At 32.7% G+C, this 14,010-nt stretch carries 6 protein-coding genes; 3 read left to right on the top strand and 3 right to left on the bottom strand.

Going from position 1 to position 14,010, the window contains the following annotated elements:
* The first annotated feature begins 54 nt into the window (after nucleotides 1–54).
* The 3 genes from RH81_RS13930 to RH81_RS13920 are packed head-to-tail and all read left to right on the top strand — an operon-like array spanning nucleotide 55 to nucleotide 5,396.
* Complete coding sequence (locus RH81_RS13930; RefSeq protein ID WP_033961414.1) at nucleotides 55–3,045, top strand: amidohydrolase family protein; 2,991 nt, start codon at nucleotides 55–57, stop codon at nucleotides 3,043–3,045.
* Nucleotides 3,046–3,055: 10 nt separating this feature from the next.
* Nucleotides 3,056–4,363 carry an amidohydrolase family protein gene (locus RH81_RS13925; RefSeq protein WP_033962140.1) on the top strand — a complete coding sequence of 436 codons (1,308 nt, stop codon included), beginning with the start codon at nucleotides 3,056–3,058 and terminating at the stop codon, nucleotides 4,361–4,363.
* A gap of 16 nt (nucleotides 4,364–4,379) precedes the next feature.
* Nucleotides 4,380–5,396, top strand: coding sequence for a metallophosphoesterase (locus RH81_RS13920; protein ID WP_052172566.1), 1,017 nt, complete (start codon nucleotides 4,380–4,382; stop codon nucleotides 5,394–5,396).
* A 60-nt stretch (nucleotides 5,397–5,456) separates the two neighbouring features.
* On the opposite strand, the gene RH81_RS13915 is transcribed toward RH81_RS13920, so the two are convergent.
* The 3 genes from RH81_RS13915 to RH81_RS13905 form a co-directional block, all read right to left on the bottom strand.
* A complete protein-coding gene (locus RH81_RS13915; RefSeq protein WP_033961405.1) occupies nucleotides 5,457–6,260 on the bottom strand; it encodes a DUF6503 family protein in 804 nt (267 codons plus the stop codon).
* A 105-nt stretch (nucleotides 6,261–6,365) separates the two neighbouring features.
* The gene (locus tag RH81_RS13910; RefSeq protein ID WP_033961402.1) at nucleotides 6,366–9,557 is read right to left on the bottom strand and encodes a T9SS type A sorting domain-containing protein; all 3,192 of its coding nucleotides are present in this window, start codon (nucleotides 9,555–9,557) and stop codon (nucleotides 6,366–6,368) included.
* Between the two features lie 137 nt (nucleotides 9,558–9,694).
* Nucleotides 9,695–13,807 carry a T9SS type A sorting domain-containing protein gene (locus RH81_RS13905; protein WP_033961397.1) on the bottom strand — a complete coding sequence of 1,371 codons (4,113 nt, stop codon included), beginning with the start codon at nucleotides 13,805–13,807 and terminating at the stop codon, nucleotides 9,695–9,697.
* Nucleotides 13,808–14,010: the final 203 nt, after the last annotated feature.

Here is a 14,010-nt window from a genome sequence, read left to right as displayed (position 1 = left end):
CATTGGTTTCCTTTAATTTTTATATTTAGACAAATTATTAATCAACTATTACATATGTTAAAGATTCCTCTAAGACTCCTGCTCTTTTTATGCAGTTTTTCGCTATTAGCACAAGAGTATTTTCCAAAAAATGATGGCGTAAAAACCATTAACACCAATTACACCGCATTTACAAATGCAAAGATTTACATCACTCCCAGTCAAGTTATAGATAATGGGACACTTCTTATTAAAGATGGTAAAATTGTTGCATCTGGAGCGCAAGTGACGATTCCAAAAAACACAACTATAGTCAATGTTGAAGGCAAAAGCATCTATCCTTCTTTCATTGATATGTATTCAAGTTTTGGTGTAGAAAAACCAAAACGCGAAAGTGGTGGTAGTAGAAGTCCACAGTATAATCCAACACGAACAGGTTATTATTGGAATGACCATGTTATGCCAGAAAGCAATGCAATGTCAAAATTTAAGTTCGATAGCAAAAAAGCTAAAGAACTTTTAAATGCTGGATTTGGTGTTGTAAACACACACATACAGGATGGAATTGCAAGAGGAACAGGAACTTTAGTTGCTCTTAATACTGAAGGTGGTAACGAAGTAAAAATCCTAGAGCAAAAATCAGGACAATACTTTTCGTTTAGTAAAAGTGTAACCTCACGACAATCGTATCCTGGTTCAATTATGGGAAGTATGGCGTTACTTCGTCAGTTATATCTGGATGCAGACTGGTACGCAAAAGGAAATAGTAAAACTAAGGATTTGTCAATAGAGGCATTAAACAAGAATAAAAGTTTAGTTCAAATCTTCTCAGCTGGAAGCAGAGCTAATGCGTTACGAGCAGATAAAGTTGGAGATCAATTTGATGTTCAATATGTAATTCTTGGTGGTGGTGACGAATATGAACGTATTAATGAAGTTAAAGCAACTAATGCAGCATATATTCTTCCGGTAAACTTTCAAGACGCTTATGATGTAGAAAATGTGTACTTAACACAATCATTAGCATTGAGTGATATGAGAGCTTGGAATCAAGAACCTTCAAACCCGAAAGTTCTTGCAGATAACAATATTTCTTTTGCATTTACAACACATGACTTAAAATCTCTAAAGACATTTAAAGCAAAACTTATGAAAGCCATTGAATATGGTTTGTCTAAAGAAAAAGCTTTAGAAGCATTAACAACAACTCCTGCTAGATTACTAGGAAAACAGTCTGAAATTGGTAATCTTAACAAAGGAGCTTATGCAAATTTCTTGATTACTTCAGGAGATATTTTTGAAAAGAAAACTACTATTTATGAAAACTGGGTTCAAGGAACGCAAACAGTAGTAAACGACATGAACACCAAAGACATTAGAGGTGACTATGAATTTAGTATTGCTCGTGAAAATTATAAAATGACTTTGAAAGGTGAGTTGAGCAAGTTAAGTTCTGAGATCACTATTGACGATAAGAAACGTGGATCTAAAGTAAGCTACAGCGATGATTGGCTGTCAATTGCTATGACTTCTAAAGACTCAACAAAACAAGAGTTTATAAGATTAATTGCAAATGTTTCACAAGGAGAGAATTTTAATGGAAAGGCTTTGTATCCTAATGGAAATGAATTGACCTTCTATGCTAGAAAAATAGACTCTAAAACAAAAAATAAAGAAACTAAAAAAACAGATAGTTTAAAAGTAGATAGTTCAAAAACAAAAGACGTGACTCCTGTAACCTATCCAAATATGGCTTATGGTTTTAAGGAATTACCAAAACAAGAAACTTTACTGTTTCAAAACGCAACAGTTTGGACCAATGAAGCCGAAGGGATTCTAGAGCAGTCAGATGTTTTAATCAAAAATGGTAAGATTGTAAAAATCGGTAAAAACCTTTCAGATTCTAGTGCAAAGGTTATTGATGCAACAGGAAAGCATTTAACGTCTGGAGTTATTGATGAGCATTCGCATATTGCGGCATCTTCAATAAATGAAGGTGGACAAAATTCTTCTGCAGAAGTTAGCATTGAAGATGTTATAGATGAAGAAGATATTGATATATACAGAGATCTTGCTGGAGGAGTTACTACCATTCAAATTTTACATGGTTCGGCTAATCCAATTGGTGGACGTTCGGCAATTATTAAATTAAAATGGGGTGAGGATTCTCAAGATTTAATTTATAAAAACAGTCCGAAGTTTATCAAATTTGCTTTAGGTGAAAACGTAAAGCAATCCAACTGGTCAAGTTTTGAGCGTTTTCCTCAAACTCGAATGGGTGTTGAACAATTGTATATTGATTACTTCAGTAGAGCTAAAGCTTATGACGCTTTAAAGAAAAGTGGTAAGTCATATCGAAAAGATGTTGAAATGGAAGTTCTAGCGGAAATCTTAAATAAGGAACGTTTTATTTCTTGTCATTCATATGTGCAAAGCGAAATTAATATGCTTATGAAAGTAGCAGATCAATTCAATTTTAATATCAATACGTTTACGCACATTCTTGAAGGTTACAAAGTAGCTGATAAAATGGTAGAACATGGTGTTGGAGGATCTACCTTTAGTGATTGGTGGGCATACAAATATGAAGTGAACGACGCTATTCCTTATAATGCAGCAATTATGCATAATGCTGGTGTTGTCGTCGCTATTAATAGTGATGATGGTGAAATGTCTCGCCGTTTAAATCAGGAAGCAGCGAAATCTGTTAAGTATGGTGGAATCTCTGAAGAAGACGCTTGGAAATTCGTCACTTTAAATCCAGCAAAACTACTTCACATTGATGATAAAGTTGGAAGTATAAAGGTTGGAAAAGATGCTGATTTAGTTTTATGGTCAGACCATCCATTATCTATTTATGCTAAAGCTGAAAAAACTATTATTGAAGGTGTCACTTATTTTGATATCATACGTGATGAAATAATGCGTTCTCAAATCAAGAAAGAAAAAGCAGAACTCATTAATCAAATGATGTTAGCTAAAAATAAAGGTTTGAAAACACAACCTATTAAGAAGAAAGAGAAAGATCAAATGCATTGTGACTATATCGACCATGAATCACACTAAATACAAAGACATGAAAAAAATAAATTTATATATCGTTTTGTTGCTATTGACATTTGGTTTTGCAAATGCGCAACAAACGCCAGGAAAAAAACAGACTAGAACCATTGCTATTACTGGAGCTACAGCTCATATTGGAAATGGAGAAGTAATTGAAAATAGTTTAATCATTTTCAAAGAAGGAAAACTAACTACTGTTGTTGATGCTACTGTAGTAAAAATGGACCTTACAGGAATGGAAGTTATAAATGCCAGCGGAAAACATGTGTATCCAGGTTTTATAATTCCGAATACAACATTAGGTCTTGTAGAGATTGATGCCGTTCGTGCTACTGATGACGATTCAGAGTTAGGATCATGGAATCCTCATATTAGAAGTTTGATTGCATATAATACAGAATCTAAAGTTGTAGAGTCATTACGCCCAAATGGCGTGCTTTTAGCTCAAGCTACTCCTCGTGGTGGACGCATTTCAGGAACATCGTCTGTTGTACAGTTAGATGCATGGAATTGGGAAGATGCTGTGGTAAAAGAAGATGATGGTATTCATTTGAATTGGCCAAGTAGTTTTAGTCGTGGACGATGGTGGATGGGAGAAGATCCTGCAATGAAAGTGAATAAAAATTACGAAAAACAAGTTAAAGAAATCGTAGACTTTTTTAATGCAACTAAAGCGTATTCAAAAGGAACTAACCAGACTCTTAATTTGCCTTTCCAAGCAACCGAAGGCCTTTTTGATGGTTCTAAAAAACTCTACATTCATGTTGGCAATGAAAAAGGAATCATTGATGCGGTTAACTTTTCAAAAGAAAATGGTGTCAAAGAAATGACCATTGTTGGTGGCAGTGATGCTTATAAGGTTGCTGACTTATTAAAACAGAACAATATTTCTGTATTATTAAAACGTGTACATTCCAGACCAGGACAAACAGATGACGATTATGATTTACCATTTAAAAGAGCAAAATTATTAGTCGACAAAGGTGTTCTTGTTGCTCTTGAAGGTAGTGGTGATATGGAACGCATGAATGCTCGTAACTTACCGTTTTATGCAGGAACTACAGTAGCTCATGGGCTATCTAAAGAACAAGCATTGCAATTAATCACTTTAAATACAGCTAAAATATTAGGAATTGATGCTGCTTATGGTTCTTTAGAAGAAGGTAAGAGCGCAACTCTATTTATAAGCGAAGGTGATGCTTTAGATATGAGAACAAACATCCTTACTCATGCATTTATTGATGGGCGACTAATTAGCTTAGAGTCACACCAAACGAAACTTTGGAAGCGTTATTCTGAAAAACTAAAAACCCAAGACTAACTAATAATATTAAGCATTGAATTCACAAAAACTCTTAATTAAACTATTTTTCATCCTTCTTGGTCATGTTAGTTTTGGTCAAGAATTAAATGATGGTCCATATGTTTTTATAGCGTCAGACGGCCTAATTCAAAAATCTATTGTTGAAGGTGAAGTTGTTTCTGAAGCGCTTAATATTACAGCTTATGATACTATCTATACTCCTGAGAAATCTGTTTTTTTAGATGTAGAAAAAATTGTTGTTTTAAGTGATATTCATGGTCAGTACGATCTTGCAATTGAAATTCTAAAAAATAACAAAATCATAGATCAAGAGTTGAACTGGAATTTTGGCAAAGGTCATTTTGTAATTGTAGGTGATATTTTTGATAGAGGTCCAAAAGTAAACGAAATGCTTTGGCTTATTTATAAACTAGAACAGCAAGCCAAAGAAAAAGGCGGTCGTGTACATTTTCTACTTGGAAATCATGAATATATGGTCTTACATAAAGACCTTAGATATTTGCATGAAAGATATCTAAAAGTAGGAGCACTACTCAACTTAGAATATGATGAATTATATGGTAACAAAACTATCCTTGGGAGATGGTTACGCTCAAAACATACCATTTTAAGAATTAATAACAACGTGTTTGTTCATGGTGGAATTTCACAAGATTTTTTATCTAAAATTAGTTTCGATATTGAAGTTATAAATGAAACTATGAGAACTTCAATTGATATTTCTAAATCTGAATTAAAATCTACAGAATTCTATACGAACTACTATGGAAAAACTGGTCCGATTTGGTACAGAGGCTATTTTAACGACAAATTAGAAGATGCTATTATTGACGATGTTTTATTAAAAACCAAATCCGAACACATTGTAGTTGGACATTGTTCGTTTGATGAAGTTATAAGCGTTTATCATGGTAAAATATTTGGTGTAGATTCCAGTATTAAAGAAGGAAAATATGGAGAAGTTCTTTTTATAGAGAATGACACCTATTATCGAGGTATAAAAGATGGAACTCGAAAAGAGTTTGAATAGAATATCAAAAGCGTCATAACTTTAAAAATTACGATGCTTTTTCTTTTATGGTTTTTACTCTTATTCTATAACCTCAGCACCTTCAGGCATACTAAATACACTTGAATTCATCTTAACTGGAGTAAGCGTTACACTAGAAAATTCTAAATCATTACGCTTAGTAGTTGGCAAATTGTTTTCATAGTTATACCAAGTCAACGTCTTTGGAAGTTGCATATTATTTGAATTTTGCCATTCACTATACTTTATAAAATGAAATTCTTTTCCTTTTTCTTTTGAGAAATACGTCACTGTATAACCTAACCAAGCCATTTTATTTGTTTCAGAATCGTAATATAAAATATACTCATCTTCAGGTGATTCCCCTACTCCACTTTCGTAAGAAATTTTAATTCCAGGATAACTTTTTCCTTCAAAATCTAAAGGCTGTACATCTTCATAAACAATTCCATCATCGGCCAGAACAAAAGGCATGGCATAGAAATAGAACATTAAATTGTAATAAAACTTTGGATTCCCTTTATAACTTGTTGTATCCATTTTGTTTAACCAAATCTCTTGACCGTCATAACCAATAGTATGTTTAGGCATTTCAATTAAAGAACTTCTATTGTATAAATCTGTGGTTGTTATTTCATCTCCAGATTCTTTAGCCATTGTGAATTTGAGCGTTTGCATTTCTTTCCAAGCATCCAATCCTCCATGAGCTTCAAAAACTCTTGAAATAGATTCTGGATGTGTGCTAGTAGTAATATCTAATTGATTTTCAGAATAATCAATAGATTCAACTGTTTCAGATGATTTATCATTTTTACAAGATGAGAAGATAATCAATGCGACAATTACTAAACTTTTAAGTTTCATAGGATGGTGTCTTTTGGTTTTTGTGCTTAGACGAAGATACTGAGAATAGATTGCAAAAAAAGCCTCAGAGTATTCTGAGGCTTTTGATACTTTATTTAATCTTTCTTATTCTATAATTAGTTTTTTAATGGCTTCAAATTGATCTGATTTTAACTTTATAAAATACATGCCATTTTGTAGCTGAGATACATTCATTTCTATAAGATTACTTTCGGTAACATTTTGATCTAAAATCAGTTTGCCTTGAATATCATACACACTTAAAGTTCCGTTTATTGAAGTATTCAGTTTAACTGTAAACTTATCCTTAGCTGGATTTGGAAATACTTCAAAATCATTAAAATCAAATTCCGAAACTGAAAGAAGTTCCTCTACAAATTCTGTCTCAAAAGTATTTGTAATTATTGGTGCATTAAAATCAAAATAAATAGCTGAACTATTTGGTATGATATCACCTATAGCATAACCAGTTTTTGGTTTAATTTTAAAATACACATAACCTATACTTCCATCAGCATCGTCTTGTTCTGCTGGTAAGTTGATATTATCAAAAACCCATTCTAGATTATTATCAGTTCGTGTGACAACATAATCATGACTAGAGCGCAACATCTGAAACGTAGTTTCATCTAATTGCACATCTAAAGCATCTTCAATTCTTACAAAAACAGCTTCGGCAGTTCCTAGATTTTGGAAACGAATGGTGTAATATAAATACTCGTCAGAAGTGACAAAATCAGCATATAAGATCTCTCTACCATGAGATTCCATTTTGTCATTAGGATCATAAGAACCTATAACTAATTCTGTTATTGACGACGAATCATTATCTGGTACTATATCATTTTCGGCAGTAATATAAGTTGCTGTATTAGTTACATAATCTCCAATATTAGTTGTTACTGGTGTCTGCAAAACAATTGTTACAACAATATTTTGACCAGAAAGGAGGTTTAAAAAATCTAAAACAAATCCGTTTGCAGATGAAGTAATTGTGTAATTACCAGCTGTACTAGTTGTATTAATGGTTAATCCTGGATCTAAGATATATTCGATACTACCAGATGTAGTGAATAAGCCTAAGTTATCAATTACTAAATAATTATTATGAAAAAATCCTGGTCTTGGAGCTTGCTGATTAATTAAATACACAGCAATATCTTCACAAGATTGTTCATCTACAATAGGAAAATCAACAGTTACATTTTCTCCAGTTAATACACTTATATTTTCAAAAACAGCAGTAGAGACGTCATAACAATCTTCGTATTCATCATAAAAATAATAGTTAAAATCATAAGTATCTGTCTCTATTTCACTAGCTAAAGTGAAACTTCCTGTAGAAGATGATACTGTATTAATAATAGTATCATCATTAATTTCGTAAGTAAAGTAACCATTACTAAAACTAGTCTCATTGGTGTCAAAAACTCCATTATCATTTGCATCATAAAATGCATTCACATTAATAAGTCCAACATCATCACAATTAACAAACGACACTAAAATATCATCTTGTGCTGTGACATCACAATTTTCATTATAAACATAAACTGAATACACACCAGACTGAGTTGCAGTATAAGAAGACAAGTCAGGTCCTGAAACCATGAAGAAGCCATTAAAATACCATTCATAATTATCTGCAAATGTTGACTCACTTCCAAGAATCACAGAATTATTATCTGATTCACATATATTTAAATCGGGTCCTAAGTCGGCTTCAACTTCTGCAGTTAAACTACCAGATCCAGCTTGGTTTAAGTTTGTTTGCGTAATTGAAACAATTCCTGGTTGATCTGAATAATTAGTAACCAACAAAATATAAATCTCACCAGCTTGAGCATCATCAATATTAAAGTTTTCAATGTTAGATACAGAATAACTACAATCAATTATATTTCCATAAGGATAAAAAGTTGGGTTATTTGTATTATTAGGACAATCGTTAGACGTAGGACAGCCATATTCTAAAATAGCACATCCACTTTGAATATCTGCAAACGGTCCCCAAACCACAAAATCTACATCCAATAAATTACCATTTTCTTCAGTCTGTTCAATTTCAATTTCAATAGTACCAGATTCTCCAATTTGAATAACACTCCACTTTGGGTTTGGTGCTGAGCCTAAACATGCTATATCACTGAGTCCTTGAATTCCAGTCGTGTTATTTGTAATAAGTGTTCCATTACCTGTACAAAACGGAACCGCTTCCTCACATATAACATTAGCAGGTGCATCACTTAAACAAATATCGAAATTTGATGTTTCTGGCTCCAAGCCAAACGAGAATACTCGAACAAAATAAGTGTCACCAATTATAAGCTGTGCTGCAACCGAATCTGGGTTTTCAGTACAATACAATTCAGTAAGATTATCACATGAACCTTCGTATACAGCATGATCCAAATTAAACGTACCAGCTGTAACATTTTGAATGCTTACAATCTGAGACTCAGTCGTAGCCGTAAATTGAAACCACACATCATCATTAGCATTACTTTGACAAACAGGAAACGCTACACCAGAATCTGTTGCTCCAGCTATAGTTCCTGAACTAAACAAATTACATTGATCATTGCCAGTAGTTAAAACAATTGCATCACATGGATCATCATTTACAGGAGGACAATAAAGGAATTCAAGTTCGCTGCTAGTTATGCTACAATTCACATCTTGATTATTTTGTAGTGTGACCATCACTTGTTCTGATATAGAAAAAGGACCTACTTGATACGTTCCAATAGCAGAAATAGTTGATGTATTTGCATTTAAACTATTTGACATATTTAGTGAAGTTGCATCTCCAAGATTTGTAACATCTATATTTACTAGAAATTGGTCACCATTATTACAATCGCTAACCTCTTCAAAAGTAGCTTGTGGATTAGCACATGTTGAGCAAACTACTTGATATTCTGTAGCATCTAAATTTCCTGTAGCACAACTTACTGACCCATCAGAATCAACTAAGAAACTTATTGAATCACCTGAAGACACAAAACTCATTCCAGTGATATCTCCATCTTGTCCGTAAGGAGTTGCTTCATTTAAATCAGTAATACCATCTGAATCTAATATAATGAGTTCATCAAAATTATTTTCTACAGTACCAGAAACAATAACAAGCCTCAAAGACGAACCGTCTGAACTAGTATATGTAACACTATTAACATCGTCGTTTTCATAACAATAGGACACATTTAATGGTCCGCTTAAGCAATCAATAGTTGTTTGTGCATTAAATTCTATAACTCCGAATAAAAATAAGAAAGCGAGTAATTTATATTTCATATCTAGCAAATTATAAAACAAATGTAAGAAAATTATTATTCAATTTATGAAATGAAACACGCCAACTAACTGAGAATCTTTAACATTAAAAAGCCTCAGAATTATTCTGAGGCTTTCAATAATTTATTTAATCTTTCTTATTCAATAATCAACTTTTTAACGATTGATCTAGTTTCAGTATTTAATTTCACGAAGTACATTCCGCTTTGTAAATCTGAAACATTAAGTTCAAAGTTTTGTTCTTCAGAAATAGAATGCTCTAATACTAATTTTCCTTGAATATCATAAATGCTAAGATTAGCTTTTGTGATATTGTTTAGTTTAATATTTAGAACATCTTTTGCTGGATTAGGATACATGTTGAATCCGTTGAAATCAAATTCAGAAACTGAAAGCGCATCATCTACAAATTCTGTTTCAAATCTGTTAGTGATCACTGGCGCATTGAAATCGAAGTAGATTGCAGCTGTATTCGGAATGACATCACCTAAAGCATAGCCTGCTTTTGGTTTGATTCTGAAATACACATAACCGTTACTTCCATCGGCATCATCTTGTTCAGCTGGTAAATTAACATCTTCAAAAAACCATTCTAAATAATTCTCATTTCTTGTCACTACATTATCATGACTAGATCGTAGCATCTGAAATGTAGTTTCGTCTAAACTCGCATCTAGTTCATCCTCAATTCTAATGAAGATTGCTTCAGCGGTTCCTAAGTTTTGGAAACGAACAGTATAATATAACCACTCATCTGAAATCACAAATTGATCATATAAAACTTTAGGGCCATGAGATTCCATTTTATCGTTGGGATCCCAAGAACCTACAACCAATTCAGATAAAGTTGAGTAATTATTGCCAGGTACTAAGTCATTTGTATCTGTAACATATATCGCTGAATTTGTTAGAATATCTCCTATCTCTACTACTACTGGACAAGTTAATGAGATATCAATATACTCAACATCGCCTGGTTGTAGATTTACAAAATCTACAGTAAATCCAGTACCTGTATTTGTAATTGTATAATTTGGATTAACACTTGTTACTCCATTATATACTAATAATGGATCATGAGTAAACTCTACAGTTCCTGAGGAAATAGTTGTAAACCCTAAGTTTTCTAAAACAAGGTAATTCTCATGAGAAAAACCTGGTCTTGGAGGTGTCCAATAGTTTATTAGATATACTGCTAGATCTTCACAACTTTGTTCTTCAACTACTGCAAAATCTACAGCAACAGTACTACCTTCTGGAACACTAATATTATTGAAACTAGCAGTAGTAATATCATAACAACCAGCAGATTCATCATATAAATTAAAGGTAATCTCATAAACATCTGAGTCATTTCCACTAATGATTTGGAAACTACCTGTTGATGAATTCACTGTATTGATGTTTCCATCTCCATTAACCTCATAGGTGAAATATCCATTAGAGAAATTAAATTCATTTGCATCAAATACATTATTTACATTATCATCTACAAAGGCATTAACTTCAATAATCCCTATTGAACCTGTACAATACACATCAAAGTCAAACTGCTCCGTACAACATGCATTTCCATTAGCACAACTAACTGAACCATCAGAATCAAATTGGACTGTAATAGAACTTCCTGTTGATGTATACGTCAAGCCTGCGAAATTACCATCGTTTCCAAATGGTAAATTAGGGTTCAAAATTGAGCCATCAGAATCGATAATTGAAACTTCATCAAAAGTCACCTCAGTTCCACCTGTATTAAAGTAAAGCGTCAATGGTAAACCATCTGAACTTTGAAAATTAAATTCACTCGTATCATTATTGTCATAGCAATATGTAGTATTCACTACACCTTCATTACAAACTACTATTTGATTAGGGTTTGCTCTAGTTGTAAAACTATTTTCAGTGCATTCTTCGGCATCACCATTTGTATTATACGGTGTTATAGTTAAATAATAAGTCACTTCATAATCTAGGATTCCAGCATCGTAAGTCAATACATTGCCAACATCTACATGATCTAATACTTCAGTACCTCCTGAAGTTAAACCAAGTGATAGTTTATAGCCAGTAACAATCCCTGAAGAAGCAGTCCACGTAATTACAGTAGTTTCGTCAACGTCTACAGCTCCATCTAAAGGTTGTGTTAATGTAGCATTACAACCAGGTAACGCATTAGGATCTGCACAACTTACCTCATACACTATAGGTGTATAATTTTGATCTGCACAAGACACACTTCCATCAGAATCCACAAAAACTGTAATACTGTTTCCTGTTGAAATAAAGTTTAAACCTGCAAGGTTTCCATTATCACCATATATAGTTGTTGGGTTTAAATTTGTAAATCCGTCTGAATCGTAAACCACAAGTTCATCATAATTAACCTCTACTTGTCCTTCTATAAAAAAGGCTTGTAATTGTGAACTATCAGCACTTTCATATCTATACATCTCTATTGGACCATTAGTATAACAAAATGTATTAGTTATTGGTTCAGCGCAATCGACAATTACTGGACATGAATTATCACTAGTAACAGTAAAATCAGATATTTCAAAGCAATCATCACTAATGTTTTGTACTCTAACATAAATTGTTTCAGTAGCATTGAATGGCGTATAATTGGCTTCGTTAGTAATTGGATTAGTGTTTGTATACGCAGAATTAGCATCATTAAAGAAACTAACAATGAATATACTAGGGTCTAAACCGTTTAAAATCTCTGGGAGTGTTGTCGTCAAATCAAAAGTTGCATTTGGTTCACAACTAGACAAATCTGCTGCATCACCAAGTGCTGGAGCATTACCTCCTTCAATAACTTCTACACTAGCAGATGATACACAACCTGTATTTAAATCTGTAACAGTTACTGTATAAACACCTCCAACATTTACTACAATTTCAGGATCAGTTTCTCCAGTACTCCATAAATAATCAAAAACTCCAATATCATTGTTAATGAATGGATATAGTACGATTTCATTTCCGCTACAAATTGTATAAGGACCATTAAAATCTATTTGTGGACTTATATTAGGAATAAGATAAATAGTTGCGATAGCACTATTACCAGTAGCAAGCTCTTCAACATAAACGTAAACCAGTTCTGTTGGATTAAAACTAATGTAAGCGTTAGGATTAGGAATAGGATTAACTTGATTATCAGCATCTGCTTGACTTAGATGATAAGTGAAACTAAAGTCTGCTGTATTTTGATTGTTTACAATTAATGTATTTGCTACTGTTAAATCAAATGTAGTTTCAAGATTAGGACCATCTGTACAGCTCTCAAGAGTAACTGATGGGTTTATAAATAAACAATTGATATCAACAACCAATTCTAAAGTTGTAGTTTGAAAACAGTCTCCATTAATATCAGTTACTCTTACAAAAACAATTTGACCAAACACTATCGTGTTTGTATATGGTGATGACAAAGCATTAGTAGAATTATCAGCATCTGCTTGTGTTTCATGATAGCTTACTATAAGTGTTGGATTTTGATTTCCTCCCAAAATTTCAGGAGTTTTATCTTCTAAACTAAAAATTGAAATACCATCATCATCGTCATCACAAACCACTAAAGGTGTTGGTACGTTAATAACTATTTCTTGTGTCACATTTAAATACAAAACAGTATTTCCACTCACATAATAACAACCTGAGTTCGCATCATCAATTCTAACATATATTGTTTGAAAGTAAGGAACAGTATTATAATAAAAATCAGGGTTTGTGATTTGATTAATATTTGAATCAGCATCTTGAAGTGTTTCGTAATAGCTAACTATAAAACTTGGATTACTTCCTGCAAATTCAGCATCAAACTGACTTAGATTAAACGCGGCAAAACCACCACCTTCATCACATGCTAACACATCTTGTGCAAATCCGTTAATAGGTAGTGAATTTACAATTAAATCGAAAGTAAGTATATCTATTAAATTCCCTCCATTATCTATTGCACTGACGTGAATTGTTTGTGGATTTGAAATATTAGAATATGGTGAAATTAAAGGGTTTAATTGATTAAAAGCATCGGCTTCCGTCTCATGATATGTAATTATATAATCGTTTGGGTCTAAGCCACCTAAAATTTGAGACGTTTGAGAGTCAAGGTCAAAATCTGCAATTCCATCATTAGAACTGCCATCACAAACAAACATATCATTTGGTTGATTAAGTACTTGTGAAAATGTAGAAATTGAAAAAAGGAGGGCTAAAAGCGGAAATAGTAATTTTACTTTCATACGAAAAGAGTTTGGTTAGTTGTTTCTTACAATCAAATTAAGTGTTAATACTTAAATGAATTGATGTCAATACTATAACAAGTAAGTGATACGTTTCCCTACCTTCAATATTAAAAATCTGGAAAATTCTAATGTGCAGAAGACCTTGCTATTGCACCATAAAAGTGTAAATTTGCGGATATTCAAATATACTGAATAAAACA

This window comes from Psychroserpens jangbogonensis, from assembly GCF_000797465.1.
Lineage (GTDB): Bacteria > Bacteroidota > Bacteroidia > Flavobacteriales > Flavobacteriaceae > Psychroserpens > Psychroserpens jangbogonensis.
This window is presented reverse-complemented; position numbering and strand designations above follow the sequence as displayed.